This is a genomic window from Mesorhizobium sp. M0145, from assembly GCF_040322355.1.
Classification (GTDB): Bacteria; Pseudomonadota; Alphaproteobacteria; order Rhizobiales; family Rhizobiaceae; genus Mesorhizobium.
The window spans coordinates 96,521-121,987 of the sequence record NZ_JAMYTK010000008.1 but is presented as its reverse complement, the minus strand read 5'-3'; the positions used below and the strand labels follow the sequence as shown (position 1 = coordinate 121,987).

Here is a 25,467-nt window from a genome sequence, read left to right as displayed (position 1 = left end):
TGCTATCCTAGCCGGCAGCAATGATCTCGGCATAGGTGCTGAGATCGACATTGCCGCCGGAGAGCACCACGGCAATGCATTTGCCGGCAAGGTCGATTTCGCCTGACGACAGCGCGGCCAAGCCGACGCAACCGCCAGGTTCGACGACCAGCTTCAAGCAAGCCATCGCGTCGCGCATCGCCTGTGTCACCGCGCTGTCGGAAACGGCGATGGCGCCGGCGAGATTCTTGCGGTTGATTTCGAAAGTGATCGCGCCGGGCTCGGCGACGAGAAGGGCATCGCAGATCGAGGTGTGGCCGGGCGCGTTCGACACCCTGGCGCCTTTGATCAGCGAGCGGCGTGTGTCGTCGAAATGCTCGGGTTCCACGGCCAAGACGGCGGTGCCCGGCGAGGCGTCCTTGACCGCGATAGAAATGCCGCTGCTCAACCCGCCGCCGCCGCAGGGAACCACTACCGCATCGAGGCTGACGCCAAGCGCTCTTGCTTGGCGCATCAATTCGAGGCCGATCGTGCCCTGGCCGGCGATGATGGCCGGATCGTCGTAGGGCGGCACCAGGACCATGCCCTTTTCCACGTAAGAACGGACGACGGCAGTGCGATCGTCGCGGACCCGGTCGAAGGTGATCACTTCGGCGCCCATCTTCCTGACATTGCCGACCTTCATCGCCGGCGCGTCGGTAGGCATGGCGATTACGGCCTTGACGCCGAACATCGCCGCCGCGGCGGCGACGCCTTGCGCGTGATTACCCGACGAGAAGGCGACGACGCCGCGGGCGCGTTCTTCCGCCGAGAGCGAGGAGAGCTTGTTGTATGCACCGCGGAACTTGAACGAGCCGGTGCGCTGCAACGTCTCGGGCTTGAACAGGATCCTGGCGCCGAAGCGCTTGTTCAACTCCGGCGATTCGATCAGCGGCGTTTCGACGATCAGTCCGGACAATCGCGCTGCTGCGCTGTGAATATCGGCGATGCCGGGAGGGGTGGTCATGGCTAGGGTCCTGCAAGAGATGAGACCGCCTATGCTGCACGGAAAGGGAGGCGGCGCACCAATGAAAAAATGTGACCGTTACAATTCGTCCTTGGAGGCAGGAGAGTGGGGCGTGACTGTCCCCACCGCCTCCTCGGCCCTCTGCCATGCATTCGTCGCTTCAGTCGACAAATCGTTGTCGATTGACCGGCATAGCCTGCCGCTCCTCACCCCAACAGCGTCTTTTGCCGTTTGGGGCCGCCCATCTTGCGCCAGGTGTTGAAGCGGTGGGTGGCGGCGGCGAAGGAGATCTTCATCTGTTGGGCGACCGAATAGCGCGACTTGCCCTCGTCGAACAGCCGATAGCAGCACTCGACGCCCTCCTCGGTCAACTTGCCGTCGGGAGCCTTGTTGTGCGGATTGGCGGGATCGAATTTTTCGACCTGCTGCTCGACTAGGCCTTTCAGGCGCTGCAGATCCGCCTCAATATTAGCGATAAGGTCGAGAACCGGTTTGGGATCAAACAGCTGCTGTTTTTCCGGCATCTGCGGCGTTCCTTTCTCTTGGTTGAGATTCGGTTATATAAGTGAACGTTTGCCGATAGCAACGGCGATGTGTTCGGGATTTTGAAGCCTGTACCTTTTGAGCATGAGTGGAGCGCACACGATTGACCGGCGACGTGCGAGGTCATAGTTTAGAACTATTCTAAACTAGGGTGAATTTCTCATGCTTTCCCGCGTTTTCGGCTTCGGCCGCCGTCCCTTTGAATCGCTCTCGGAACAGGAGATCCTGGCGCTCGCCATCTCCTCCGAGGAGGATGACGGGCGCATCTATCGCGCCTATGCCGACGGGCTGGCGGAGAGCTTTCCGCAATCGGCCAAGGTGTTCGAGGAGATGGCGGAGGAGGAGGACGGCCATCGCGATTCGCTGATCGAGCTTTACCGCAAGCGTTTCGGCGAGCGCATACCGCTGATCCGGCGCGAACATGTGAAGGGCTATTACGAACGCAAGCCGGACTGGCTGGTGAGGCCGCTCGGCATCGATCATGTGCGCAGCCAAGCCGAGGCCATGGAGCGGCAGGCCTACCTGTTCTATATCGAGGCGGCCAAACGCACAGGCGATGCGTCGACGCGAAAGCTGCTCGACGACCTGGCGATCGCAGAACAGGGCCACGAGACACTGGCGCAGCGGCTGGAGCAAAAGCATGTGCCGGGCGCGGTCAAGGACGAAGAAACGGCAGCCGAGCAGCGCCAGTTCATCCTGACCTATGTCCAACCGGGGCTGGCCGGGCTGATGGATGGCTCGGTGTCGACACTGGCGCCGATCTTTGCCGCCGCCTTTGCCACGCATGATACGTTCCAGACCTTTCTGGTCGGGCTTGCCGCCTCGATCGGCGCTGGCATCTCGATGGGTTTCACCGAGGTGGCTTCCGACGACGGCAAATTATCGGGCCGCGGCTCGCCGGCAAAACGCGGGCTGACCGTCGGCGTCATGACGACGCTGGGCGGGCTCGGCCATGCGCTGCCCTATCTAATCCCGCTTTTTTGGACGGCGACCATTGTCGCCGCCGTGGTGGTTTTCTTCGAGCTGTGGGCGATCGCCTTCGTGCAGAACCGCTACATGCAGACGCCATTCTGGCGCGCCGCCTTCCAGGTGGTGCTGGGTGGCGCGCTGGTGTTTGCGGCAGGGGTGCTGATCGGGAATGCCTAACAGTCCTTAACCATTTACCGCCTGGCTGTCCTGAGGCGCCTCGGCGCGTTCGGTCAGGCCGTAATCGCGCACGACATGGGCGATGCGCAAACGATAGTCCGCAAAGATACCGCCGCGCCCGGCCTTCTGCGCCTGCCGATGTTCCTGCGTGTTGCGCCAGGTCTTCACCGCGTCCTCGTCGCGCCAGAAGGACAGCGACAGGATGCGGTTCGGATCGGCAAGGCTCTGGAAGCGCTCGATCGACAGGAAACCGTCGATGCCGTCGAGCAGTGGGCGCAGGTCGGCGGCGATGCCGAGATAGGCATCGCGCTTGCCCGCCGCCGGCTCGACCTCGAAGATGACGGCGATCATGGCTTCACCGAAGGAGCATGCGGCCCGGAGGCCAGCTTGAGGAAGATGCGGTCCTCCTTCAGAATGAATTTTTCCCGTCGGGCGAACTCGTAGTTCGCCTTGCCGGCGGGATCGGCGGCGAGCCGGGCGCGGTAGGCTTCGTAGGCCGCAAGACTGTCGATGTTGTAGGCGGCATAAGCCGTGGTGGCCGAGCCTTCGTGCGGCGCGAAATAGCCGATCAGATCGGCGCCGCAGCGCGGGATCGCCTGCCCCCAATTGCGTGCATATTCCTCGAATGCCGCCTTGCCGAACGGATCGATCTCGTAGCGGATGAAGCAGGTGATGGTCATTTTCGCCTCCTTGGCGGTGGATGTTTTCTGGCGGTCACAGTTCGAGCCGGGTCGAAACGTTCCGAAGATCGATATGCTAGGCAAATTCGCTGGCCGGTCAGGTTTGCCAGAAGGATTTCGCGCACTCGCGACGGACGTCTTCGGGTGTCAGGCCAAGGTCACGCAGCAGATGATCGTCGATCTCGGCGAGGTCGAGACGCTGCAAATGACGGTCGTACCACCGCTTCAGGAGCCGCAGCCGCAAGCGGCGCAAGACAATGAACGGGAACGGCCGGCGAGCAGGCGCGGCGCTGAGAATGGTCCTTGCAGGCATCGTTGTCTCCTTGATTTGCATCGAGACTAATGCTTTATCTGACGAGGATGCTTCGATGAGGAACGAACTATGCGCGAAGGACCTGACATAGCCCGCATTGCCAGCCTGGTGGGCGATCCGGCGCGGGCAAACATGCTGTCCGCACTGATGGGCGGCACGGCACTGACGGCGAGCGAACTGGCACTCGAAGCCGGGGTGTCGCTTCCGACAGCGAGCTCGCATCTGTCGAAGCTGATGGAAGGCGGGCTGCTGACACTGGCGAGCCAGGGGCGGCACCGCTATTACGGCCTCGCCGGCCCGCAGGTGGCGGGAATGATCGAAGCCATCACCGGCGTTGCCGCTGCGGTCGGACCGCAGAGGGTGCGACCCGGCCCTCGCGACGCGGCCATGCGCGTGGCGCGGGTCTGCTACGATCACCTCGCCGGCGAGCAGGCGGTGGCGATGCTGGACCGTCTTGTGGCTCGACAAGTGCTCCTGCGCGACGACAAGGTGATCCAGCTTGGGCCGTCGGCCGCCTCGCATTTCGCCGCGATCGGCATCGACATCCATACCAAAGCGCGGCGACCGGTGTGCCGCGCCTGCCTCGACTGGAGCGTGAGGCGTTCGCATCTTGCCGGCGCGCTGGGCGCCGCCATTCTCGACAAGGTCCTCGCCGAGAAATGGGCACGGCGCGAGAAGGACAGCCGTGCCGTGATCTTTTCACCGGTAGGCAAGCAGGCCTTCGAGAAGACGTTTCTCGCCTGACGGCGCGCTTCGATGCGCGTTCGGCGTTTCACGGGAACGCCGAACCACTCTATCTTTTTGTTTTGACGCAATTCCGGACGGAAAACCGTTTCACACTTTCCTGAAATTGCTCTAGCCGCGCTTGAGCGGCTTTGCCTGCTTGAAAAAATCCGCCCAGGGATCGGCTTGCCCGAGCCGCTTCAGCGTCGTCTTGTCGCCGATCGGAAAGGCGTTCGGCGGCAATCCGGCCTCGATCTCCGCCCAGGTCACCGGCATCGATACCGTGGCTCCCTTTTTGGCGCGCGACGAATAGGGCGCAACCGTGGTGGCGCCGCGGCCGTTGCGCAGATAATCGACGAAAATCTTGCCGGTGCGCGCCCTCTTCGACAGCGTCGCCGTGTAGCGGTCGGGCGCGGCCTGTTCGAGCGCTCGGGCGAACTCATGGGCGAAGCCTTTGACCTCGTCCCAATCCGCCGACGGCTTCAGCGGCACGACGACATGATAGCCCTTGCCGCCCGAGGTCTTGACGAAATTCGGCAGGGACAGTTCGTCGAGCCGGCCGCGGATATCGAGCGCCGCGGCACGCACCGCCTTCACGTCGACGCCCTCGTCCGGATCGAGATCGAAGATGATCTGGTCGGGTTTTTCCAGCTCGTTGGTGGTCGAGCCCCAGATGTGGATCTCGACGACGCCCAGTTGCACCAGCGCCGCGACGCCGTCGAAATCGCGGATGAACAGGATTTCCTCGCCGTCCGTCGGATCCTTCATCACGGCTATTTTTTCACTCATGCCCGCTGAGGCATGCTTCTGGAAAAAGCGTGGGCCGCCGACGCCGTCCGGCGCCCGCACCAAGCTGAGCGGCCGATTGACGATGAACTGCTTCATGCGCGGCCAGACCAATTCATAATGATCGACCAGATCCTGCTTCGATACCTTCTCCTGCGGCCACAGAAGCTTGTCCGGGCGAGACAGCGTAACCGACGTTTTCGCCGTCCCGGCGGGTTTGGCGGGCTTTGCCTTGGGCTGCTCTGCCGGCGCTGAGTGTGCTTTCGGTTTCTCCTGCACGACTTCCTCCGCCGGCTTGTCCTCGCGCAGTCCCTGGAACGACGCGTGGCGTATTATACGGTCCGACGTCCAACTGCGAAACTCCACCTCGCCGACAAGTTCGGGCTTGACCCAGACCAGCCCCTTGCCCCTTGGCACCGCCCTGTCGAAGGGCGAGGACGTCGTCTTTAGCGCATCAAGCCTCTTCTTCAACTCGTTGGTGCTTTTGGCCGTGAAGCCGGTGCCGACGCGGCCGGCATAGCGCAGCTTGCCGCCCTCGTAATAGCCGACCAGCAGCGAGCGCAGGCCGCGCCCGGTCTTGTCCGACGGCATATAGCCGCCGATGACGAATTCCTGGCGCGCCGTGCATTTCGACTTCACCCACGAGGGAACACGACCGCTGCGGTAGGGCGCATCGGCACGCTTGGAGACGACGCCTTCGAGCCCCAGCCGGCAAGCATGCTCCAGCATGATCTTGCCGGGCTCGGCAAAGTGGTCGCTGAAGCGCACGGCCTGATCCTCGGCCTGTCCGGCGAGCAAAGTGCGCAGCCTTTCCTTGCGCTCGACCAGCGGCTCGGAACGGATATCCTCACCGTTGAGACGCAACAGGTCGAAGACATAGTAGATGAAACGATCCGTACGGCCCGCCGACAGATCCTGCTGCAGCAGCGAGAATGACGAGACGCCGTTATCCGCCAGCACGACGATTTCGCCGTCGATGATGGCGTCGGTGCATTTCAGGCCGCCAAGTGCGGCGACAATCGCGCCACCGAATTTGTCGGTCCAGTCGAGGCCGGTGCGTGTCAAAAGCCGCACCTCGGTGCCGGCAAGCTGCGCCTGCATGCGATAGCCGTCGAACTTCACCTCATGCAGCCAGTCCTTGCCGGGCGGCGCGTCCCGCTCCAGCGTTGCGAGCGCCGGTTCGATGAATTCGAGCCGCCTTGCCGCGACTGCCTTCTTGCCGGTAGCCGGCCTGTCGGACTGCCAGACGCTTGGCTTCTTGCCGTCGGCGGTCTTGCCTTGGCCGACCTCCTCGATGGTCAGGCCGGATTTCACCGATTGCGGCGCCTCCTGCAAAATGTCCTCGCCCGGACGCGCGGCGGCATCGTCGGATTTGATCAGCAACCAGTTGTCACGCTTTTCGCCCGGACGCGGCTTCAGCCGCACCAGATGCCATGCGCCATGCAATTTGTGGCCATGCAGTTCGAAACTGATATGGCCTTTCTTCATCGCCTTTGCCGGGTCGCCATCGGGGACCCAAGTTCCCTCATCCCAGACAATGACCGAGCCGCCGCCATATTGGTCCTTCGGGATGGTGCCTTCAAACGGCGCATAGTCGATCGGGTGGTCCTCGACATGCACGGCGAGCCGCTTTTCGTGCGGGTCGAGGCTCGGGCCTCGCGTCACCGCCCAGCTCCACAGCACGCCGCCGTGCTCGAGACGAAGGTCGTAGTGAAGCCTGGTGGCGGCATGCTTGTGGATGACGAAAATGCCACCCGGCACGGCTTTCTTGCCGCGCGAAACCTTGCCGGCTGGTTCGGCCGTCTTCTTGAAATTGCGCTTGGCGTGATACTGCTCGAGGCTGGCCATGGGCGGATCCTAAGCAGATTTGCGCCGGGCGGCTTTGGACTTGGCGCCTTTTGCCGGGCGTCCGGTCTTTGCCGGCGCACCGGCTTCCGACGAAAGGCTCTTCTTCAGCGCATCGAAGAGGTTGACGACGTTGGAGGGCCGTGGTTCCGCCTTGGTCTTCGGTGCCTTCTTGCCGGCCTTCTTGGCGCGGACCAGCTCGATCAGGGCGTTGTCGTATTTGTCCTCGAATTCGGAAGGATCGAACTTCGCCTGTTTGTCATCGACGATGTGTTCGGCCAGCCTGATCATCTCGGCGTCGGTCTTCACCGGCTTGATGTCGCCGAACACCATCTCGGGCCTGCGAACCGTATCGCCATAGCGCAGGGTCGTCAGCAGCAGACCCTTGCCCAACGGCTCAATGACCACCGGACGTTCGCGGCGATAGAGCACAATGCGGGCTAGCCCCGCCGTCTTCTTGGCGGCCATGGCGTCGCGGATGACGGCGAAGGCCTCTTCCGAGACCTCGTCCGCAGGCGTCACATAATAGGGCGCATCGAGATAGATCTGCTGGATCGAGGATTTTTCGATGAAACCATCGAGGCTCATCGTATGCGAGGATTCGATCTGCACGGCTTCGATCTCCTCCTCCTCGATTTGGACGAAGTCGCCGTCGCCGATCTCGTAGCCCTTGATCTCGTCGCCTTCATCGAGCGGCTTGCCGCTTGCCGAATCGACATAGACGCGCTTGACGGTATTGCCGGTCTTGCGGTTGAGCACGCGGAACGAGACTTTCTCGGCCTGGGTGACGACATTGGTCAGTTCGACGGCGCAAGTGACCAGCGAAAGCTTGAGATACCCTCTCCAGGCCGGGCGCGGCGCCATGACAAACTCCCTGCGCGACAATGTTCAACCGATAACGGCGTTCAACCGAGAACGGGCAAAGTCCGTTCCGGTTCCGGCGGCGCAAAAGGCAAGTCCGAGCTTTCAACCCAGCCTTGCCTTGTTCTCGCTCACTGCCCTACTCGGCGGCTTGCAGGTTGACCTTGCTTTCCGCTATCTCGGTAAGCTTGCGGTCGGTTGCCTGCTCCTCCTTGAGGTTGTTGGCCAACACATTGGCGCAGTCGCTGCGGCCCAGTTGCTTGGCCCAAGCAATCAGGGTGCCGTAACGGGTCATCTCATAATGCTCGACCGCCTGGGCGGAGGCGATCAGCGCAGCGTCGAGGACCTCCTTGTCGGCGATGTCGCCGCTGACGTCGTCGGCTTCTTCGAGAATGCCGTCGATGGCCGGGCAGTCGACCTGCTTGGCCTTCACGCCGTGCAGTTCGAACACCTGCTCGACACGCTGGATATGACCCTTGGTCTGAGCGAGATGTTTCTCAAAGCCGGCTTTCAGCTGCGCATCACTCGCCTTGTCGATCATCTTCGGCAGCGATTTCTCGATCTGTTTTTCAGCGTAATAGATGTCGCGCAGCGTGTGCACGAAGAGGTCGTCGAGGGTTTTGATATCCTTCGAAAAGAAACCCATGGCCTTTGCCTTTCCATTGCTCTTGCAGTTTCGGATTTTTTGGCTGCGGCCCACCCGAGCACCGCAGCCTGCGGAGCCGGTTCGTCCCGGCACTGGGAAATCAACGTGCGGCTGACGGGCCGGTTCCTGGTTTTCCGGCCGCGTGCACGGAAATTTCGCGGTCCGGCAAAACCTGAAACAAAACCGCGCCTCTGCGACATTCAGGCGAAACATATGTGATGCAAAAGTCACACTGGACGAAATGCCGACGGACTGCATGGAAACACCGCGAATCAGCCGCATTCCAGCCATGAACAAAGGCATTTTCGACCAGAGATTAACATCGCGTTCACCGACTATTCACGCCTGGACGCTATGATCCCCGCAATTCGGAAGGGACATCCGAAACGGGACAGGGACCGAGTAAAATGAGCTTCTGGAATCAAATCGCCGGCTATGCCGCCGCCATCCGCGAATTCGTCGCGCCGACCTATCGGCCTGAGCGCTATTATATGCGCGGCCCAGGCCCCGCCTGCGCGCGCCGTGGCAACACGCTTGGGATCAGCGTGCGCTGATGATGAGCATGGAGAACCGTCACGACAGCCGTATCTGCCGGCCCGACGCCGACAATCGGTCAACGACTTATCGCGCCGAGCGCCCTGCGCTGACCGGAAGACGGCGTGCGACAACGCCAAGCCTTCAGCATTCCGGGCTTTGATCCAGCCGCCGGCAGGCCTAGTGTCGCCTGACACCAGCTGCCGGGCGTCACGTGATCGTCAAGCCGAACCATTCTCCTGAGCCGCCAGAATTCGAATCAAGTCGCCCGTTGATCGTGTTCGACGGTATTTGCGTGTTGTGCTCGGGCTTTGTGCGCATGGTGGTGAAGCTCGACCGCAAGGGCCGCTTTCATTTCGTAACGGCGCAGTCGCCCTTCGGCGAGATGCTGTTCAAGAAATACGGGCTGCGGACGGATCGCTACGAGACCAATCTCGTCATCGTCGATGGCGCGGCTTTCACCCGCCTGGACAGTTTCGTTGCCGTCATGGCCGAACTCGGCTGGCCGTGGCGGGCGGCGCGGATCCTGCTGCTGTTGCCGCGCCCGCTTCGCGACTGGCTCTACGACCGCATCGCAAAGAACCGCTACGCCCTGTTCGGCAAGAAGGACAATTGCGAAATCCCTTCCGCCGAGGTGAGGGCAAGATTGATCGGCTAGGTTCGTTGCCGTGGCCGGGAGCGGGCGGGGCATTTTTGGGGGAACTGCGGATGAAGGTTCTTGTCGTCGGCGGCTATGGCACCTTTGGCGGTCGCACCGTCGAGCTTTTGGAGGGCGAACCGCATCTGATCCTCTTTGTCGCCGGGCGCTCGCTCGCCAAGGCTGACGCGTATTGCAAGAAGCGCGCCCCGACAGCAGCCCAGCTGGTGCCGGCACTGTTCGACCGTGACGGCGATCTCGCCGCGCAACTCGCTGCATTTGAGCCTGATATTGTAGTCGACGCGAGCGGTCCGTTCCAGGCCTATGGCGAGGGACGCTATCGCCTGATCGAGGCCTGCATCGCCCGGCGCATCAACTATCTCGATCTAGCCGACGGCTCGGATTTCGTCGCCGGTGTCTCTGCGTTCGACGAGGCGGCGCGAAACGCCGGCGTCTTCGTGCTGTCCGGCGTCTCGAGCTTTCCGGTGCTGACGGCGGCGGTGGTGCGTCGCCTGTCTTCGGACCTGACGCGGGTCGACGGCATTCGCGGCGGCATCGCGCCTTCGCCCTTTGCCGGCGTCGGCGGGAACGTCATCCGGGCTATCGCCGGTTATGCCGGTCGGCCGGTGCGGCTTGTTCGCAATGGCCGTCCCGAACAAGGCCGTCCGTTTACCGAGCAGCTGCGCTACACTATCGCGCCGCCGGGCCGGCTGCCGCTTCGAAACGCGCTGTTTTCTCTGGTCGACGTTCCGGACCTGCGCGCCTTGGCCGCGCTTTGGCCGGAGGCGAGGACCATCTGGATGGGAGCCGGGCCGGTACCCGAGGTGCTGCACCGCGCCCTGATCGGCCTCGCCTGGCTGGTGCGCGCCGGATTGATCGGTTCGCTTTCGTCACTGGCGCCGCTGATGCATCAGGCAACGAACCGGCTGCGCTGGGGCGAGCATCGCGGCGGCATGTTCGTCGAGGTGGAGGGATCGGACCGGGCGGGCGCCATCGTCAAGCGCTCGTGGCATCTCTTGGCCGAGGGCAATGACGGGCCGCTGATCCCGTCGATGGCGGTCGAAGCACTGGCCCGCAAAGCGCTGGCCGGACATCAGCCCGCGCCGGGCGCACGGCGGGGGTGCGCGATTTGGAGCTCCGGGATTATGAAGCCCTGTTCGCCGGGCGGACAATCTACACCGGCTTCAGGAACGGGGCGGCGGACGAGGACAAGCCGCTTTATGCCGAGCTGCTCGGTGCCGCCTGGCAAGGCCTTCCCGAGGCAATTCGGTCAATGCATGACCGTACGATCACGGCCGCAGGCCGCGCGCGCGTCGAACGCGGGCGCAATGTTCTTGGCCGGCTAATGGCCTGGACGGTCGGCTTCCCCGGGGCAAGCGAGGACATCCCGGTTCATGTCCGCTTCGACACCGACAAGGACGGCGAGACCTGGACCCGGACATTCGGCAAGCACAGTTTTTCGAGCCTACAGTCCGCAGGCCGGGGTCGATCGCAGCGCTTGCTGTGCGAACGCTTCGGCCCGCTGACCTTCGCGATGGCGCTGGTTGCCGAAGACGGCCGGCTGGCGCTGGTCTTGCGCCGCTGGAGTTTTTTTGGCCTGCCGCTTCCGATGTGGCTCGGTCCACGCTCGACTTCCTACGAAACGGTGAAATGGCCGCTTCCGCTTCCATGTCGAGATCTCGCATCCGCTTGCCGGCATGATCGCCCGCTACCGCGGCTGGCTGGAGCCCTCCGGCCCGCACGGCTCCAGCGAGATCGTGCCGCCTGCCAGCTTGGCCAGTTCGCGACAGTCCTGCGCCGTGCACAGCGTCCAGCCCTGACCCGTGGCGCCCGAGGCGGCGAGCGCGAGGCGCCGCTGTGGCCCGACCTTGGGCGCATAGACCCACCAGCCGTTTCTCAGCACCGAGCCTTGCGGCGGCTCCATCCCGGCGCCCGATCCCTTGATGCGGGCCTCGACGAGCTGCAGGCCGGACGGCAGCACCTTCCAGTCTTCCTGCCACTGGGTCTTCTCCACCGAATGCACCCAGGAGAGCGTGAAGGCAGCGACCGCGAGCGTCACCGTCTTGCCGGCCGCGACGATGCAGAGACTCATGCTGAATTAGCCAGCGAAGCCTGCCGCGCGCGCCAGCAGTGCCAGCCGATCCAGGCAAGGGACAGCGCCCAGCCCGCCTCGTCGGTGAGCGGCAGCGCCGCAACCAGCAGCACGCCGGCGGCGAAGGCGACGAGGCGTTCCCACCAGGCCATGCGCCGGGCGAGAAATCCGACGGCCGCGGCGCCCCACAGGACGATGCCCATGCAGGCCTTGGCAACGATATAGACGACCTCGACGGGATAGCCGAACTGGGCGGCGATCGGGCCGGGGTCCTGCAACATCAGCGCCGGGGTGTAGACCGCCATGAACGGCACGACGAAGCCGGCGACGGCAAGCTTGGTGGCCTGGATGCCGATCTTGAGGCCGCTCTCCTTGGCCATTGGCGCGGCGGCGAAGGCGGCCAGCGCCACCGGCGGAGTGAGGTCGGCCATGATGCCGAAATAGAAGACGAACATGTGGCTGACCACCAGCGGCACGCCGAGCGAGAGCAATGCCGGCCCGGCCAACGACGAGGTGATGATGTAGTTAGGGATGGTCGGGATACCCATGCCGAGCACCAGGCAGGTGAGCATGGTCAGCAACAGCGACAGGAACAGATTGTTCTCGCCGATGGAGATGATCCAGCCGATGAAGGTCGAGGCGATGCCGGTAAGCGTCAACGTGCCGATGACGATGCCGACAATGGCGCAGGCAATGCCGACCGGCAGCGCGTTCTTTGCTCCTTCGGCAAGGGAATCCACGCATATGCGCAGCGTCTCGCGCCCGCCCTTGAAGGTGAGGCAGGCGGCGACCAGCACGGCGATGACCAGGCTGAGGATGTTGACGCCGAATTTCATGAAGGAAGCCGCGGCAAGCCCGAGCGCCAGCCAGAAGACGATGCGGAAGGCGAGCGGCCCGATCGATGCTGCCAGCGGCGTGCCGAGGATAAGCACAATGGTCAACGCCAGGCCCATGGTGCCGGCGAACACCGGTGTGTAGCCGGCAAACAGCAGGTAGATCAGTGCTGCGAGAGGCAGTACCAGCGGCCAATGTTGTCTGACCGCATCCCACGGATTGGGCAGGTCGGCCTTGGCCATGCCGTGCAGGCCGGCCTTGCCGGCTTCCAGGTGCACCTGCCAGAAACAGGCGCCGAAATAGAGCAGCGCCGGAATGATCGCCGCCTTGACCACCGCGGCATAGGGGATGTTCAGGGTCTCGGCCATGATAAAGGCAACCGCTCCCATCACCGGCGGCATGATCTGGCCGCCCATCGACGAGGTCGCCTCGACGGCGCCGGCGAAAGCCGAGCGGAAACCGAAGCGCTTCATCAGCGGGATGGTGAACTGGCCGCTGGCCACCACATTGGCGACGCCGGAGCCGGAAATGGTGCCCATCAGCGCCGAGGACAGCACGCAGACTTGCGCCGGGCCGCCGCGCCATGAGCCGACCAGGCCAAGCGCAAAATCGTTGAACAGCGCGATCATGCCGGCGCGCTCAAGAAAGGCGGCGAAAACGACGAAGATGAAGATGTAGGCGGCCGAGACATAGATCGGCGTGCCGTAGATGCCTTCGGTGCCATAGGCGAAGGTGTCGACGAGCTGGGCGAAATCATAGCCGCGATGGATGAACGGCGGCGGCAGATGATTGCCGGCAAATGCGTAGGCGAGAAAGATGAAGGCAATGACGGCGAGCGGCAGCCCCATTAACCGCCGCGCCGCCTCGAAGACCAGCACGACCAGCACCGCGCCGACGATCAGGTCAGGCGTGGTGAGAAAGCCGGAGCGGCGGATGAGGTCGGCATAGAACACCCAATTGTACAGACCGGTGGCGAAACCAAGCAGGCCGAGCGTCCAGAACACTGCTTTCGCCGGGACGCTTTTGGCGCGCAGATTGGCGATTAGGACAAAGCCGAGCAGCAGCAGGAAGCCGACATGCATGGCGCGTATAACCTGGCTCGGCAGGCTGCCATAGACGGCGATGTAGATTTGGAAGATGGAGAAGGCGATGGCGATAAAAAAAGCCGCCTTGCCGGCGATGCCTTCGCCGAAGCCAGGCGGCAATCCTTCGACAGGAGCTTCCGCTGTGGGGGAAAGAGCGGTCGGGGTTACGGTCATTAGCGGGGTTCCTGGCGGGGCGGTCCCCTCCTCGAGGGGAGGGTGCCGAGCGAAGCGAGGCGGGTGGGGTCGGTGCGGCAGTGCGCGACCTCAACCGACCCTACCCGTCCATTCGCCTTCGGCAGCTGTTCACCTTCTCCTCAAGGGGGAGGGATGGCTCCTTACTTCACCAATCCCTTTTCCTTGTAATACCTCTCGGCGCCTGGATGCAGCGGCACCGGCATGCCGTCGAGCGCCTTGGCCGGGTCGATCGCCTTGGCGGCGGCGTGGGCAGCGGTGAGCTGGTCGAGATGCTCGAACAGCAGTTTCGTCATCTGATAGGCGGTCTCGTCGGAGACATCGGCGCTGGTGATCAGGAAATTGCCGACGGCGGCGGTCGCAACATCCTCGGTCTGGCCCTCGTAGGTGCCCTTGGGGATGACCACGGAAAGATAGGGCGAGCCGATCTTGGCGACGTCCTCCGCCGGCACGGCAACGATGTTTACCGGCACTGAGGTGGCGAGGTCACGGATCGACGCGACCCCAAGGCCAGCCGACTGCAGCGTGGCGTCGAGCTGGCGGTTCTTGATCAGCTCCACCGATTCGGCGAAGGGCAGATATTCGATCCGCCCGAGGTCTTCGTATTTCAGCCCGGCAGCGGCAAATATCGTGCGGGCGTTGAGCTCGGTGCCTGAGGCCGGCGCGCCGACCGAAAGGCTCTTGCCCTTGAGATCGGCGAGCGTCTTGATGCCGGATTCCTTGCTGGCGACGATCTGGATGTAATTGGGATAGATGGCGGCAATGCCGCGCAGCTTGTCGAGCTTGCCTGGGAAGCCTGCTTCGGTATTGCCTTCGGCGGCCAGCTTGACGGAATCGCCGAGCGCAAAGGCGATCTCGCCCTTGCCCTGCTGCAGCAGGTTGAGGTTTTCGACCGACGCTTTCGTCGCCTGCACCTGGGTGCGCGCGCCTTCGATGCCCTTGCCGTAGATTTCCGACAGCGCGACGCCGAGCGGATAGTAGACGCCGGACGTGCCGCCGGTCAGCACGTTGATGAATTCCTGTGCCTTGACCGATACCGCGCCAAGGCCAAGGGACAGCGCCAGCACGCCGGCTGCAACAAATTTCGTCCTGAAATTGAGCATGCGATTTCCTCCCTGAAAATTCGCCGCCGTGCCCTCCTCGGCGGCACGAAGCGAAGCGAGTTTAGACAGCGGGCGGGAAATGCCAACCCGCAATAGCAGCGATTAGACGAACGGCTAAGCAGTGCCGCAACACGTTGGCGCTTGCGCGAGGTCGCATCGCGGCAGAAAGATTTTTCCAGCGCTTGTCGAAATCCGGCAGGGCCGCGCGACATAAGTCCGGCTCGCAACGATGCGGCCTTCGAGAAACGGGAGAAGACCATGCGATACATGCTTTTGATCTATGGAAACGAAGCGGGGATGGCAGCCGCGCCAGCAGATGCGGTGACACAGATGTCGAGCGCGTACGTCGCCTACACCGAAGCGTTGAAGAAATCCGGCGCCTGGCTCGCCGGCGACCGGCTGAAGCCGACGCAATCCGCTACCTCGGTGCGGATGGCCAATGGCAAGACCAACGTGCTCGACGGCCCCTATGCCGACACCAAGGAGCAGCTTGCCGGCTTCTATATGATCGAAGCGGAGGACGTCGACGCCGCCATTGCCTGGGCGGCGCGCTGCCCGGGCGCCAGCACCGGCACGGTAGAGGTGCGGCCGATCTGGGAACTCACCATGTGATGCCGGAATTGCCCGATACTGCGCGGGCGGCGGCGGAAGCGGCCGCCCGGCAAAGCTACGGCAAGCTGGTCGCCTATCTCGCCGCACGCACGCGCGACGTGGCCGCTGCCGAGGACGCATTGGCCGATGCCTTTGCAGCGGCGCTCGAGCGTTGGCCACAGGCGGGCGTGCCCGACAAGCCGGAAGCCTGGCTGCTGGCGGTGGCACGCAAGCGCCGCGTCGACGCGGTCAGACGGCGGCTGACACGCGAGGCGGGCCGCGACCACCTGAGACTGATCGCCGAGGAGATGGAGGCGCGCATGGCCGAGGAAGACCTGCCGGACGAGCGGCTCAGGCTCATGTTTGCCTGCGCCCATCCCGCGATTGAGGCCGGCGTGCGAGCACCGCTGATCCTGCAGACGGTCCTGGGCTTCGACGCAGCGACCATCGCCTCGGCTTTTCTTGTCTCGCCAGCCACGATGAGCCAGCGGCTGGTGCGCGCCAAGACGCGAATTCGCGAGACAGGCATTCCGTTCCGCGTGCCGGAGCGGGCCGAGCTCGGCGAGCGGCTGGGCACCGTTCTGGAAGCGATCTACGCGGCGTTTGCCGAAGGTTGGTCCGACCCGGCCGGCACCGAAACGCGGCGCCGCAATCTCGCGACCGAAGGCATCTGGCTCGGCCGTCTGATCGCCTCGCTGATGCCGGATGAGCCGGAAGCACTCGGCCTGCTGGCGCTGATGCTGTTCGCCGAGGCGCGGCGTGCAGCCCGGCGCAATGCGGCGGGTGACTATGTGCCGCTGGCCGAGCAGGATCTTGCATTGTGGGACGACACCCTGATCGATGAAGCGGAGGCGCTGCTCGGGCGCGCGGCCGCCGAGGGTGTTGTCGGCCGCTACCAGCTCGAGGCCGCCGTGCAATCCGCCCATACGACACGGCGGCTGACCGGTTGTACCGACTGGGTCGCGATCAAGGAGCTCTACGACGCGCTGTCGGTGATTGCCGGCTCGCCGGTGGTGTCGATCAACCGTGCGGTGGCGATTGCCGAGGCCGAAGGTGCTTCAGCAGGATTGGGCGCGCTTGATCAACTCAGCGGCGACAAGCGGCTGTATGACTATCAACCTTACTGGGCCGCCCGCGCGGGCCTGCTGGCCAGACTCGGCAAAGTTCCGCAAGCGAGCGAGGCCTATGACCGGGCTATCGGCCTCGAACGCGATCCGGCCGTGCGCCGGTTCCTGCAGGAACGACGGGCATGGCTCGGCCACGCGGAAAGACACTGAGACAAGGCGGAGTGCTTAGGCCGGCCACATGTCGTGGGAAGCATTTAGCCTCTTTATCACTCGATGTTCCCGCAAATTGGCCCACAGGCGTTCGATATTCGGCCAAGCGGTTGGAACCTTCGCGACCTCCGGATGCCAGGCCACCAACATGACGAGATAGATGTCGGCCAGCGAGAGCCGGTCGCCGGCCAGCCAGTCATGGCCTGCGAGGGCGGCATCGAGAATGGCGAAGCTGCGATCCATTTCCGAGACCGCCGCCCGTTTGACAGCGTCCACGCCGCGGGGATCGGTCGTGTAGCGATGAGCGTAGAAGAACCGCAGGTCAGCCGAATAGATGACGGAGGACATGAAAAACATCCAGCGCAGGAAGTCGGCACGGTCAGCCGAACTTGCTGCGGGCGCCAGTCCTGCTTCCGGGTGGCGCTCGGCCAGCAGGATGCAGATCGCCGCCGATTCGGTCATCGAGCGTCCGTCCGGCAAGATCAGGACCGGCACCTGGTTCAAGGGGCTGATATCTAAAAAGGCCTGGTCGGGTCGGCCCTTCGGAACGTCGATCTGGTCGAAAGGCACGCCCGCCAAAGCGAGCGCCGCCTCGATGACAAAGCCGCCGGTATTGGCACGCGTATAGAGCTTGTACATGAAGTCCTCCACCTGCCGGGCAGCGACGATTTGATACGGAAGGGACCCGCCGCTCAAGCGAACGACGCCCGCCACAGGTGGTTTTTCAGCGGTCCACGCCGACGCGTGATACAGAGTATTTGATGTCGGAGGGCATCGCGAAGGATCGCTACTGACCGGTCAAAAACGCTCGTGTCTAAGCGCCCAATCCCTCGAACAGGATCGTCGAGAGATAGCGCTCGGCGAAAGAGGGGATGACGACGACGAGGTTCTTGCCCTTGTTCTCGGCCCGCGAGCCGACGACGATCGCCGCTTGCAGGGCGGCACCCGACGAGATGCCGACCGGCACACCTTCGAGCCGAGCGACGAGCCGTGCATTGGCAACCGAATCCTCGTTCGAGACCTTGACGATCTCGTCATAGATCGTCGTGTCGAGGATTTTTGGCGCGAAGCCGGCGCCAATGCCCTGGATCTTGTGCGGGCCTGGCTGGCCGCCCGACAGCACCGGCGAGGCTTCCGGTTCGACGGCGACGACATGCACCGAGGGCTTACGCTTCTTCAGCACCTGGCCGACGCCGGTGATGGTGCCGCCGGTCCCGATGCCGGCAACGAAGATATCGACTTCGCCATGGGTGTCGTTCCAGATTTCCTCGGCCGTGGTGCGGCGATGGATTTCCGGATTGGCCGGGTTTTCGAATTGCTGCGGAATGACAGCGTCGGGCAGCGTTGCCGCCAGCTCGTCCGCCTTGGCGATGGCGCCCTTCATGCCTTTCGGCCCTTCGGTCAGCACCAGTTCGGCACCGAGCAGAGCCAGCATCTTGCGGCGTTCGACGGACATGGTTTCCGGCATGGTCAGGATCAGCTTGTAGCCCTTGGCAGCGGCGGCAAAGGCGAGCGCGATGCCGGTATTGCCCGAGGTCGGCTCGATCAGGGTGGTCTTGCCGGGCGTAATCCTGCCCGAAGCCTCCAATGCCTCGATCATCGACACGCCGATGCGGTCCTTGACCGAGGCGATCGGGTTGAAGAATTCGAGCTTGGCCAGCAGATTGGCGACGACACCCTTCTCCCTGGCGAATTTATCAAGCCGCACCAGCGGCGTGTCGCCGATCGTCTCGGTGATCGAATTGTAGATGCGGCCGCGGCCGGGCACGTGTGCGGGGGTGGCGGGCTTGTTCATTGATTTCCTCCCAGAGGTCAAGCGGCAAGAGTCGGGCGGGGCCTAGGATAGAGCCATCCGCCGCGCAAGATAGGCTGTCGATCGAAAAATATCCGAGTGAAGTTCGTGCTGAGTACCCCCGCCCTTGCAAGGCGTGGCAATCCTTGGGCGGATTGGCGAAGGAGATCTATTGGCGGGCGGCAATTGCCGCCGCCGCACCGACCATGAAGCCCGCGGCGGTGCGGTTGAGTACCCTCAGCGCCCGCGGCGACTTCAGGAACCAGCGCGCCTTGGCCGCCAGCGCCAGATAGGGCACCAGCACCACGAGCAGGACGACGATGGTGAGCGCGACGAGGATGCCGTAATCGGCCAGCGTGATCGTCTTCAGATCGACGATGGTCGGGGTGATGGCAAGATAGAAGATCATCGTCTTCGGATTGCCGAGCGTGACGGCAAGGCCGGCTATAAAGCTGGATGCCAAGCCGCCCTTGCCTTTCTTCGCCTCCACCGTCTCCGGCGTGATGCCGCTCGTCCAGAAACGCCAGCCAAGAAAGGCGAGGTAGGCGACGCCCAGCCATTTGATGGCCAGGAAGACCATGCCGAAAGTTTGTGCGACGAAAGCCAGGCCGAGCACCACGGCAGTGAGATAGGTCAGGTCGCCGAGCATCAGCCCGAACGACATGGCCAGCGACGAGCGGAAGCCGGAACCCAGCGCACGCGCAACGAGCGCGGTGACGCCGGGGCCGGGGATGGCTGCGGCGATGCCGAGGGCGGCACTATAGGCGAGAAACCCGGTGAGTGTCATGATTCGCGCTTGTCGCACAATGTTGAAGTTGGGTGAATTCCCTCGGCCCGGATTCGATTGCGCCAGCGCAGCAGGCGACACCGCCGTTCAGGAGCGGCCGTCTTCGTAGGTAACGCGCCAGATGGTGCCATTACCGTCCTCGGTGACGATCAGCGAGCCGTCCTTGGCCATCGCGACACCGACCGGGCGGCCCCAGACGGCGTCGTTCGAGATGACGAAGCCGGTCATGAAGTCCTCATATTCGCCGGTCGGCTTGCCATCCCTGAATTTGAGTCTCACCACCTTGTAGCCGGTCCTGGCGCCACGGTTCCACGAACCATGCATGGCGACGAAGGCGTCACCCTGATAATCCGCCGGGAAGTTCTTGCCGTCGTAGAAGGCTATATTCATCGGCGCCGAATGCGCCTGCATCAATACATCGGGGACAGTGGCCTTGCCGGCGAGGTCTGGCCGCTCGCCCTGATGGCGCGGATCCTCGTTATTGCCAATGTAGTACCAAGGCCAACCATAGAATCCGCCGTGCTTGACCGCTGTTGCAAATTCGAACGGCACATTGTCGCCGAGTTCGTCGCGCTCATTGACGACGCACCACAATGCGCCGGTGGCGGGCTGCACGGTCATGCCCGTACAGTTGCGCAGGCCGGTGGCGACAGTTCGGGGATTTTTCCCATCCGGGTCAAAGGCGAGCACATCGGCACGGCCGTCCTCGGAGCCCCAGGCCGCCCCGAGCGGCTTTGATTTGGTCCAGGCGTCGAGGCCGCTATCCGGCTCCTTGCCTATATCCTCGGCGACGTTCGAGGCGGAGCCAACCGACAAATAAAGCGTTTTGCCGTCCTGCGAGAAGGCGATGTCGCGGGTCGTGTGACCACCCGACGGGATTTGGGCGACAATGGTTTCTGGTTTGCCGGATGTCTTCAGGTCGCCATCGCGATAGGGGAAGCGGACGATGCTGTCGCTGTTGGCGACATAAACCCATTGCGGTTTGTCTCCTGGCGGATAGAAGGCGATGCCGTAGGGATAATTGAGCCCCTTGGCGAAGATCGCTTTCTCGATGGGCTTGGCGCTGCCCTCGGCGAGACGATAGACGCGTATTTGGTCGGCATGGCTGTTGGCAACAAACAGGTCGCCATTCGGAGCGACGCGCACGACACGTGGATTGACGATGCCGGATGCGATCATTTCAGCCGAAAAGCCCGACGGCAATTCTGGCTTGGCGCTTTCGGGCCGTTCCGCCACGCCGGCGCCGTTCGAAGCGGATTGGGCGGGGTCGGCTGCCGGCATGTCTCGCGGCCCAATCAGGCGTCGGACGCCAGGCCTGTCGGCGTGCCAATCGCCAAACGCGACTTCGCCTTTGAGCACATTCTGGTCCGCCTGCTGGGCGGCTGCCGGTGTCGCAACAAGGAGGGCAGCGGCAACGGCCGCAAAGCCGCCAGATCGGATCATCAACGTCCTCCGGGATTCGCCTCGAACAGGGCAAACGGCATCAAGTATTGATCGTTCCAAGCGGCCGTCCAGCACACGAGGATTTGAAGCCGAACCCGTTCAGTTGCCCGAGAGGATCAGCACGAGGTGCAAGAGCAGTTGCGCGAGAAGCTGCAAGAGATGCGGGCGATGGGTTTGCCGCTGCCGGCCGATCTGGTCGCGCTAGGCGTAAAAGTCGTCGTCGAGGCGCTCTGGCTGGTTGATCATTTCTTCGAGCAGCAGACTGATCTGGGCCTTGAACGATTCCAGCGCCATTCTTTTCTCCTCCTTGCGGCAGGCCCGCGGCGGCTCCTAGCTCAGCATGCGCGAAATCAGCTGCGCGGTATAGTCGACCATCGGTACTATGCGCGCATAATTCAGCCGCGTCGGCCCGATGACGCCGAGCGCACCGACGACGCGCGCGTCCTTGTCGCGATAGGGTGCCACCACCAGCGAGGAGCCAGACAGCGAAAACAGCTTGTTTTCCGAACCGATGAATATGCGCACGCCTGGGCCTGCCTCGGCGAGGTCGAGAAGCTGGATCAGCCCATCCTGCGTCTCCAGATCCTCAAACAGATGCCGCAGCAATTCTATGTCGGCCTGGGCAGTGACGTTTTCCAGGAGATTGGCGCGGCCGCGCACGATAAGCCGCCCAGGCACGCCGCTTTCAGCGCCTGCCCAGACCGCCAGGCCCTTCTCGACCAGATCCTGCGACAGCGTGTCGAGGGCTGCCCTGGTCTCTTCCTTGATGCGGGCGATCTCGACCCGCGCCTCGGCCAGGGTGCGACCGCGGATATGGGCGTTGAGGAAGTTGGAGGCTTCGTGCAATTGCGAGATGGTGATGCCGGCGGGCAGATCGATGACGCGATTTTCGACGTCGCCGCTCTGCGAGACCAGCACGGCCAGCGCCTTGGTCGGCTCTAGCTGGATGAATTCGATGTGCTTAAGCGCCACCTCATTCTTGGCGGCGAGCACGAGGCCGGCGCCGCGCGACATGCCGGACAGCATCTGGCTGGCCTCGGTCAGCATATGCTCCAGCGTCGCGCCCGAGCCGGAGGCGCGCACCTGGGCCTCGATGGTGCGGCGCTCCTCGTCGGAGAGGTCACCAAGTTCCATGAAAGCATCGACGAAGAAGCGCAGGCCTGCCTGGGTCGGCAGCCGGCCAGCCGAAATGTGCGGCGCATAGATCAGGCCGAGATGCTCAAGGTCGCTCATCACGTTGCGGATGGTGGCCGGCGACAGCGACGACGGCAGGATGCGCGACAGGCTGCGCGAACCGACCGGCTCGCCATCCCTCAAATAGGAATCGACGATGCGCCGGAAGATGTCGCGCGAACGCATGTCGAGCGATTGAAGCGCGGGCGATTGCAGCGCGTGCGACGGGAGCACGTGCGACTGCAAACCGGGATCGACTGCCTTTGTCATTTCGAGCCAAAAACCTCCGCCCCGAAGATATAGACTTCCGCGGTGTCGGCGCAACCGGTCCATTTTCCTTTGCGCCTCACGCCCCGTGCGGCTACAAGCCGGCCAAGATTCCCCGGCCAAGATTCCGAAGAAAGAAAGAAGCCTGAATGCGCCCTTCCAAACGCCAATTCGACGAAATGCGCCCCATCTCCTTCGAGCGCGGCGTCTCCAAGCATGCGGAAGGCTCGTGCCTGGTGAAGTTCGGCGACACGCATGTGCTGTGTACGGCCAGCCTGGAGGAAAAGGTGCCGGGCTGGATGCGCAACTCCGGCAAGGGCTGGGTGACGGCGGAATACGGCATGCTGCCGCGTTCGACCGGCGAGCGCATGCGCCGCGAGGCTTCGGCCGGCAAACAAGGCGGCCGCACGCTGGAAATCCAGCGGCTGATCGGCCGCTCCCTGCGCGCCGTGGTCGATCTGCAGGCGCTCGGCGAGCAGCAGATCACCGTCGACTGCGACGTGATCCAGGCCGACGGCGGCACGCGCACCGCTTCGATCACCGGCGGCTGGGTGGCGCTCTACGACTGCCTGCGCTGGATGGAAACCCGCCAGATGGCGAGCCTGGGCAAGGTGCTGAAGGATCACGTTGCGGCGATCTCCTGCGGCATCCATGATGGCCAGCCGGTCATCGACCTCGACTATATCGAGGATTCCTCGGCCGGCACCGACGCCAATTTCGTCATGACCGGCAAGGGCGGCATCGTCGAGATCCAAGGCACGGCCGAGGGCGAGCCGTTCTCGGAAGAGCAGTTCGCGGCGCTGATGGGGCTCGCCAAGAAAGGTATTCAGCGCCTGGTCAGCTTGCAGCAAATGGCGGTGGCTTAGCTGCGGTCAATATTGATGAGATTGGCGATCCTGTGACCCCTTCTGCAATCCTGGAATCAGCACTCTACGTGACGGACCTTGCTGCCGCGGAACGGTTCTATTCGGGCGTGCTCGGGCTCGATCTGCTCGGCAAGGTCGATGGCAGGCATCTCTTCTTCCGCTGCGGCGACAGCGTGCTGCTTATGTTCAATGCCGAGGCGACCAAAGTGCCGCCGCCGGCCGACGCCAAGCTCAAAGTACCGCCGCATGGCGCGGTCGGCCAGGGCCATCTTTGCTTCGCCGCAAGCGCGGATGAAATCCCACGCTGGAAAGCGCATCTTGAGGCGAAGAAAATTGCCATCGAAAGCGAGTTCGAATGGCCGCAGGGCGGCCGCTCGATCTATATTCGCGACCCGTCGGGCAATTCGATCGAATTCGCCGAGCCAAGAATCTGGGGCATCTGATGCATTCGCCAACTGTCCATTCGCTTGACGGGCATAAGATCGTCGTCGCCAGCCATAATGCCGGTAAATTGCGGGAATTCGCCGATCTGATGGCGCCATTCGGCATAGAAGCGAAGTCCGCAAAGGAATACGGCTTGCCGGAGCCGGACGAGACCGGCACCACTTTCGAGCAGAACGCCCTCATAAAAGCCTTGGCCGCCGCCAAGGCCACTGGACTGCCGGCGCTGTCGGACGATTCCGGCCTGTGTGTCGATGCGCTCGACGGCGCACCCGGCGTCTACACCGCCAACTGGGCTGAGACGCCGGACGGCTCCCGCGACTTCGGCATGGCCATGCAGCGCACGGAAGTGGCCTTGCAAGAAGTTGGCGCGATCACGCCTGCCCAGCGCAAGGGCCGCTTTGTCGCGGTCATCTGCCTGGCCTTTCCCGATGGCCAGGCGGAATATTTTCGCGGTGAGGTCGAGGGCACGCTGGTATGGCCACCGCGCGGCGAGCTCGGCTTCGGCTACGATCCGGTGTTCTTGCCCAACGGGTTCGAAAAGACCTTCGGCGAGATGAGCGCGAAGGAAAAGCATGGCTGGAAGCCCGGCCAGCCAACCACATTGTCGCACCGTGCCCGCGCCTTCCAGAAATTCGCGCAAGCCCGATTGGCCGGCGTATGACCATGCTGCTCGACCGCAGGCCTGGTTTCGGCGTCTACGTCCACTGGCCGTTCTGCGCGGCCAAATGCCCGTATTGCGACTTCAACAGCCATGTCCGCCACCAGCCGGTCGACCAGGAGCGTTTTGCCCGCGCCTTCGAGACCGAGCTGGCGACGATGCGCGGCCGCACCGGACCGCGCGAGGTGACCAGCATCTTTCTTGGCGGCGGCACGCCATCGCTGATGAAGCCGCAGACCGTGGCGGCGGTGCTGGATGCAGTGGCGAAGAACTGGACGGTGCCTGATGGCATCGAGGTGACGCTGGAGGCCAATCCTTCCTCGGTCGAGGCCGAGCGCTTTCGCGGCTATCGCGCGGCCGGCGTCAACCGGGTATCGCTTGGCGTGCAGGCGCTGCACGACAAGGATCTGCGCTTCCTCGGCCGTTTGCACAATGTCGATGAGGCCCTGCATGCGATCGGCCTGGCGCGCGAGATATTCCCACGGCTGTCGTTCGACCTGATCTACGCGCGGCCGGGCCAGACGCTTAAAGCGTGGCAGACGGAGCTCGAGCAGGCGATCGGCCACGCCGCAGACCATCTGTCGCTCTATCAGCTGACCATCGAGGAAGGCACGCCGTTCCATGCACTGCATGCGGCAAGGAAATTCATCATTCCAGACAATGAGCTTGCCGCCGATCTCTACGCGTTGACACAGGAGATCACCACCGCGCGCGGACTGCCGGCCTACGAGATTTCCAACCACGCCAGGCCCGGCGCCGAAAGCCGGCACAATCTCACCTATTGGCGTTATGGCGAATATGTCGGCGTCGGTCCCGGCGCGCATGGCCGGTTCGTCGAAAATGGCCGCCGCGTGGTGACGATCGCCGAGAAAATGCCGGAGACCTGGGCCAATCTGGTCGAGGCCAAGGGTCATGGCGTTACCGGCGGCGAGGTCCTGACGCGGTCGGAAGAGGCCGACGAGTTCCTGCTGATGGGGCTGAGGCTGGCGGAAGGCATCGACCTTTCCCGCTACGAGGCATTTTCAGGGCGCGGCCTGTCGACGGCACGGCTGTCGGTGCTGCAGGACGAAGGCCTGGTGGCGCCGATCGGCAATGCCCGCCTGCGCGCCACGCCGGCCGGCATGATCGTGCTCGATGCGGTCGTGGCGGATTTGGCCAGATAGC

At 63.5% G+C, this 25,467-nt stretch carries 27 protein-coding genes and 1 pseudogene; 12 read left to right on the top strand and 16 right to left on the bottom strand.

Annotated features, from left to right (window positions below):
• Positions 1 to 7 precede the first annotated feature (7 nt).
• Both NKJ28_RS14825 and NKJ28_RS14820 read right to left on the bottom strand, forming a co-directional pair.
• Entirely contained in the window at positions 8 to 985 is a 978-nt protein-coding gene (locus NKJ28_RS14825; protein ID WP_352571579.1) for a threonine ammonia-lyase, read from the bottom strand.
• Between the two features lie 206 nt (positions 986 to 1,191).
• Positions 1,192 to 1,509, bottom strand: coding sequence for a hypothetical protein (locus NKJ28_RS14820; protein ID WP_023679003.1), 318 nt, complete (start codon positions 1,507 to 1,509; stop codon positions 1,192 to 1,194).
• Between the two features lie 181 nt (positions 1,510 to 1,690).
• Here NKJ28_RS14820 and mbfA point away from each other — a divergent pair, with 181 nt between their 5' ends.
• Positions 1,691 to 2,674 carry an iron exporter MbfA gene (gene mbfA, locus NKJ28_RS14815; protein WP_352451856.1) on the top strand — a complete coding sequence of 328 codons (984 nt, stop codon included), beginning with the start codon at positions 1,691 to 1,693 and terminating at the stop codon, positions 2,672 to 2,674.
• Positions 2,675 to 2,680: 6 nt separating this feature from the next.
• Here mbfA and NKJ28_RS14810 read toward each other — a convergent pair whose 3' ends face one another.
• From NKJ28_RS14810 to NKJ28_RS14800, 3 genes are all read right to left on the bottom strand, one after another.
• A complete protein-coding gene (locus NKJ28_RS14810) occupies positions 2,681 to 3,025 on the bottom strand; it encodes an antibiotic biosynthesis monooxygenase family protein (protein WP_023679001.1) in 345 nt (114 codons plus the stop codon).
• Complete coding sequence (locus tag NKJ28_RS14805; protein WP_352571581.1) at positions 3,022 to 3,354, bottom strand: NIPSNAP family protein; 333 nt, start codon at positions 3,352 to 3,354, stop codon at positions 3,022 to 3,024. The genes NKJ28_RS14810 and NKJ28_RS14805 overlap by 4 nt, the downstream gene beginning before the upstream one ends.
• 97 nt (positions 3,355 to 3,451) lie before the next feature.
• Positions 3,452 to 3,667: a DUF1127 domain-containing protein gene (locus tag NKJ28_RS14800; protein ID WP_352571582.1), complete on the bottom strand. Its 216-nt coding sequence runs from the start codon at positions 3,665 to 3,667 to the stop codon at positions 3,452 to 3,454.
• Between the two features lie 69 nt (positions 3,668 to 3,736).
• Between NKJ28_RS14800 and NKJ28_RS14795 the strand changes: the two genes are divergently transcribed.
• Positions 3,737 to 4,411 carry an ArsR/SmtB family transcription factor gene (locus NKJ28_RS14795; RefSeq protein WP_352636231.1) on the top strand — a complete coding sequence of 225 codons (675 nt, stop codon included), beginning with the start codon at positions 3,737 to 3,739 and terminating at the stop codon, positions 4,409 to 4,411.
• 111 nt (positions 4,412 to 4,522) lie between these two features.
• Here the strand turns inward: NKJ28_RS14795 and ligD are convergent, their stop codons facing one another.
• From ligD to NKJ28_RS14780, 3 genes are all read right to left on the bottom strand, one after another.
• Positions 4,523 to 7,024, bottom strand: a complete 2,502-nt coding sequence (gene ligD / locus NKJ28_RS14790) for a DNA ligase D (protein ID WP_352636229.1) — start codon at positions 7,022 to 7,024, stop codon at positions 4,523 to 4,525.
• Positions 7,025 to 7,033: 9 nt separating this feature from the next.
• Entirely contained in the window at positions 7,034 to 7,885 is an 852-nt protein-coding gene (ku, locus tag NKJ28_RS14785; RefSeq protein ID WP_352636227.1) for a non-homologous end joining protein Ku, read from the bottom strand.
• 136 nt (positions 7,886 to 8,021) lie between these two features.
• Positions 8,022 to 8,528, bottom strand: coding sequence for a YciE/YciF ferroxidase family protein (locus tag NKJ28_RS14780; RefSeq protein ID WP_352451918.1), 507 nt, complete (start codon positions 8,526 to 8,528; stop codon positions 8,022 to 8,024).
• A 407-nt stretch (positions 8,529 to 8,935) separates the two neighbouring features.
• Between NKJ28_RS14780 and NKJ28_RS14775 the strand changes: the two genes are divergently transcribed.
• The 4 genes and pseudogenes from NKJ28_RS14775 to NKJ28_RS14760 all read left to right on the top strand — a co-directional run.
• Complete coding sequence (locus NKJ28_RS14775) at positions 8,936 to 9,082, top strand: hypothetical protein (RefSeq protein ID WP_023678994.1); 147 nt, start codon at positions 8,936 to 8,938, stop codon at positions 9,080 to 9,082.
• A 257-nt stretch (positions 9,083 to 9,339) separates the two neighbouring features.
• Complete coding sequence (locus NKJ28_RS14770) at positions 9,340 to 9,720, top strand: thiol-disulfide oxidoreductase DCC family protein (protein ID WP_245274773.1); 381 nt, start codon at positions 9,340 to 9,342, stop codon at positions 9,718 to 9,720.
• A 50-nt stretch (positions 9,721 to 9,770) separates the two neighbouring features.
• A complete protein-coding gene (locus NKJ28_RS14765) occupies positions 9,771 to 11,045 on the top strand; it encodes a saccharopine dehydrogenase family protein (RefSeq protein WP_352636225.1) in 1,275 nt (424 codons plus the stop codon).
• Positions 10,973 to 11,284, top strand: a pseudogene (locus NKJ28_RS14760) (DUF4166 domain-containing protein); the annotation flags it as partial. The gene NKJ28_RS14765 and the pseudogene NKJ28_RS14760, both read left to right, overlap by 73 nt.
• A 123-nt stretch (positions 11,285 to 11,407) precedes the next feature.
• Here the strand turns inward: NKJ28_RS14760 and NKJ28_RS14755 are convergent.
• The 3 genes from NKJ28_RS14755 to NKJ28_RS14745 form a co-directional block, all read right to left on the bottom strand.
• On the bottom strand, positions 11,408 to 11,791 hold the full coding sequence (locus NKJ28_RS14755; RefSeq protein WP_352451865.1) for a DUF1850 domain-containing protein: 384 nt from the start codon (positions 11,789 to 11,791) through the stop codon (positions 11,408 to 11,410).
• The gene (locus NKJ28_RS14750) at positions 11,788 to 13,884 is read right to left on the bottom strand and encodes a TRAP transporter permease (protein WP_352591726.1); all 2,097 of its coding nucleotides are present in this window, start codon (positions 13,882 to 13,884) and stop codon (positions 11,788 to 11,790) included. Before NKJ28_RS14750 ends, NKJ28_RS14755 begins: the two co-directional genes overlap by 4 nt.
• Before the next feature lie 161 nt (positions 13,885 to 14,045).
• The gene (locus NKJ28_RS14745; RefSeq protein WP_352457892.1) at positions 14,046 to 15,005 is read right to left on the bottom strand and encodes a TAXI family TRAP transporter solute-binding subunit; all 960 of its coding nucleotides are present in this window, start codon (positions 15,003 to 15,005) and stop codon (positions 14,046 to 14,048) included.
• Between the two features lie 258 nt (positions 15,006 to 15,263).
• Here NKJ28_RS14745 and NKJ28_RS14740 point away from each other — a divergent pair, with 258 nt between their 5' ends.
• Together NKJ28_RS14740 and NKJ28_RS14735 are read left to right on the top strand one after the other, a co-directional pair.
• A complete protein-coding gene (locus NKJ28_RS14740) occupies positions 15,264 to 15,617 on the top strand; it encodes a YciI family protein (RefSeq protein ID WP_023718846.1) in 354 nt (117 codons plus the stop codon).
• Complete coding sequence (locus tag NKJ28_RS14735) at positions 15,617 to 16,873, top strand: RNA polymerase sigma factor (protein WP_352591729.1); 1,257 nt, start codon at positions 15,617 to 15,619, stop codon at positions 16,871 to 16,873. The genes NKJ28_RS14740 and NKJ28_RS14735 overlap by 1 nt, the downstream gene beginning before the upstream one ends.
• 15 nt (positions 16,874 to 16,888) lie before the next feature.
• Here the strand turns inward: NKJ28_RS14735 and NKJ28_RS14730 are convergent, their stop codons facing one another.
• From NKJ28_RS14730 to hrcA, 5 genes are all read right to left on the bottom strand, one after another.
• Positions 16,889 to 17,512, bottom strand: a complete 624-nt coding sequence (locus NKJ28_RS14730; protein WP_352575452.1) for a glutathione S-transferase family protein — start codon at positions 17,510 to 17,512, stop codon at positions 16,889 to 16,891.
• A 175-nt stretch (positions 17,513 to 17,687) separates the two neighbouring features.
• On the bottom strand, positions 17,688 to 18,668 hold the full coding sequence (gene cysK, locus NKJ28_RS14725; RefSeq protein WP_023678986.1) for a cysteine synthase A: 981 nt from the start codon (positions 18,666 to 18,668) through the stop codon (positions 17,688 to 17,690).
• Between the two features lie 166 nt (positions 18,669 to 18,834).
• Positions 18,835 to 19,452, bottom strand: coding sequence for a LysE family translocator (locus NKJ28_RS14720; RefSeq protein WP_352636221.1), 618 nt, complete (start codon positions 19,450 to 19,452; stop codon positions 18,835 to 18,837).
• An 87-nt stretch (positions 19,453 to 19,539) separates the two neighbouring features.
• Entirely contained in the window at positions 19,540 to 20,895 is a 1,356-nt protein-coding gene (locus NKJ28_RS14715; RefSeq protein ID WP_352636219.1) for a PQQ-dependent sugar dehydrogenase, read from the bottom strand.
• A gap of 330 nt (positions 20,896 to 21,225) precedes the next feature.
• On the bottom strand, positions 21,226 to 22,338 hold the full coding sequence (gene hrcA, locus NKJ28_RS14710) for a heat-inducible transcriptional repressor HrcA (protein ID WP_502898278.1): 1,113 nt from the start codon (positions 22,336 to 22,338) through the stop codon (positions 21,226 to 21,228).
• Positions 22,339 to 22,484: 146 nt separating this feature from the next.
• On the opposite strand from hrcA, the gene rph reads away from it, so the two are divergent.
• Genes rph through hemW form a run of 4 tightly spaced genes read left to right on the top strand, consistent with a single transcriptional unit; the run spans position 22,485 to position 25,466 of the window.
• Positions 22,485 to 23,201 carry a ribonuclease PH gene (rph, locus tag NKJ28_RS14705; RefSeq protein ID WP_023678981.1) on the top strand — a complete coding sequence of 239 codons (717 nt, stop codon included), beginning with the start codon at positions 22,485 to 22,487 and terminating at the stop codon, positions 23,199 to 23,201.
• A gap of 32 nt (positions 23,202 to 23,233) precedes the next feature.
• Entirely contained in the window at positions 23,234 to 23,644 is a 411-nt protein-coding gene (locus NKJ28_RS14700) for a VOC family protein (protein ID WP_023678980.1), read from the top strand.
• Complete coding sequence (gene rdgB, locus NKJ28_RS14695) at positions 23,644 to 24,306, top strand: RdgB/HAM1 family non-canonical purine NTP pyrophosphatase (protein WP_023678979.1); 663 nt, start codon at positions 23,644 to 23,646, stop codon at positions 24,304 to 24,306. Before NKJ28_RS14700 ends, rdgB begins: the two co-directional genes overlap by 1 nt.
• Positions 24,303 to 25,466, top strand: a complete 1,164-nt coding sequence (gene hemW / locus NKJ28_RS14690) for a radical SAM family heme chaperone HemW (RefSeq protein WP_352575340.1) — start codon at positions 24,303 to 24,305, stop codon at positions 25,464 to 25,466. The genes rdgB and hemW overlap by 4 nt, the downstream gene beginning before the upstream one ends.
• The last annotated feature ends 1 nt before the right edge of the window (position 25,467 follow it).

Excerpts from the sequence above, each read along its gene's own strand:
- NKJ28_RS14825 (WP_352571579.1), bottom strand. The coding sequence starts at position 985 with ATGACCACCCCTCCCGGCATCGCCGATATTCACAGCGCAGCAGCGCGA.
- NKJ28_RS14820 (WP_023679003.1), bottom strand. The coding sequence starts at position 1,509 with ATGCCGGAAAAACAGCAGCTGTTTGATCCCAAACCGGTTCTCGACCTT.
- mbfA (WP_352451856.1), top strand. The coding sequence starts at position 1,691 with ATGCTTTCCCGCGTTTTCGGCTTCGGCCGCCGTCCCTTTGAATCGCTC.
- NKJ28_RS14810 (WP_023679001.1), bottom strand. The coding sequence starts at position 3,025 with ATGATCGCCGTCATCTTCGAGGTCGAGCCGGCGGCGGGCAAGCGCGAT.
- NKJ28_RS14805 (WP_352571581.1), bottom strand. The coding sequence starts at position 3,354 with ATGACCATCACCTGCTTCATCCGCTACGAGATCGATCCGTTCGGCAAG.
- NKJ28_RS14800 (WP_352571582.1), bottom strand. The coding sequence starts at position 3,667 with ATGCCTGCAAGGACCATTCTCAGCGCCGCGCCTGCTCGCCGGCCGTTC.
- NKJ28_RS14795 (WP_352636231.1), top strand. The coding sequence starts at position 3,737 with ATGCGCGAAGGACCTGACATAGCCCGCATTGCCAGCCTGGTGGGCGAT.
- ligD (WP_352636229.1), bottom strand. The coding sequence starts at position 7,024 with ATGGCCAGCCTCGAGCAGTATCACGCCAAGCGCAATTTCAAGAAGACG.
- ku (WP_352636227.1), bottom strand. The coding sequence starts at position 7,885 with ATGGCGCCGCGCCCGGCCTGGAGAGGGTATCTCAAGCTTTCGCTGGTC.
- NKJ28_RS14780 (WP_352451918.1), bottom strand. The coding sequence starts at position 8,528 with ATGGGTTTCTTTTCGAAGGATATCAAAACCCTCGACGACCTCTTCGTG.
- NKJ28_RS14775 (WP_023678994.1), top strand. The coding sequence starts at position 8,936 with ATGAGCTTCTGGAATCAAATCGCCGGCTATGCCGCCGCCATCCGCGAA.
- NKJ28_RS14765 (WP_352636225.1), top strand. The coding sequence starts at position 9,771 with ATGAAGGTTCTTGTCGTCGGCGGCTATGGCACCTTTGGCGGTCGCACC.
- NKJ28_RS14755 (WP_352451865.1), bottom strand. The coding sequence starts at position 11,791 with ATGAGTCTCTGCATCGTCGCGGCCGGCAAGACGGTGACGCTCGCGGTC.
- NKJ28_RS14750 (WP_352591726.1), bottom strand. The coding sequence starts at position 13,884 with ATGACCGTAACCCCGACCGCTCTTTCCCCCACAGCGGAAGCTCCTGTC.
- NKJ28_RS14745 (WP_352457892.1), bottom strand. The coding sequence starts at position 15,005 with ATGCTCAATTTCAGGACGAAATTTGTTGCAGCCGGCGTGCTGGCGCTG.
- NKJ28_RS14740 (WP_023718846.1), top strand. The coding sequence starts at position 15,264 with ATGCGATACATGCTTTTGATCTATGGAAACGAAGCGGGGATGGCAGCC.
- NKJ28_RS14735 (WP_352591729.1), top strand. The coding sequence starts at position 15,617 with ATGCCGGAATTGCCCGATACTGCGCGGGCGGCGGCGGAAGCGGCCGCC.
- NKJ28_RS14730 (WP_352575452.1), bottom strand. The coding sequence starts at position 17,512 with ATGTACAAGCTCTATACGCGTGCCAATACCGGCGGCTTTGTCATCGAG.
- cysK (WP_023678986.1), bottom strand. The coding sequence starts at position 18,668 with ATGAACAAGCCCGCCACCCCCGCACACGTGCCCGGCCGCGGCCGCATC.
- NKJ28_RS14720 (WP_352636221.1), bottom strand. The coding sequence starts at position 19,452 with ATGACACTCACCGGGTTTCTCGCCTATAGTGCCGCCCTCGGCATCGCC.
- NKJ28_RS14715 (WP_352636219.1), bottom strand. The coding sequence starts at position 20,895 with ATGATCCGATCTGGCGGCTTTGCGGCCGTTGCCGCTGCCCTCCTTGTT.
- hrcA (WP_502898278.1), bottom strand. The coding sequence starts at position 22,338 with ATGACAAAGGCAGTCGATCCCGGTTTGCAGTCGCACGTGCTCCCGTCG.
- rph (WP_023678981.1), top strand. The coding sequence starts at position 22,485 with ATGCGCCCTTCCAAACGCCAATTCGACGAAATGCGCCCCATCTCCTTC.
- rdgB (WP_023678979.1), top strand. The coding sequence starts at position 23,644 with ATGCATTCGCCAACTGTCCATTCGCTTGACGGGCATAAGATCGTCGTC.
- hemW (WP_352575340.1), top strand. The coding sequence starts at position 24,303 with ATGACCATGCTGCTCGACCGCAGGCCTGGTTTCGGCGTCTACGTCCAC.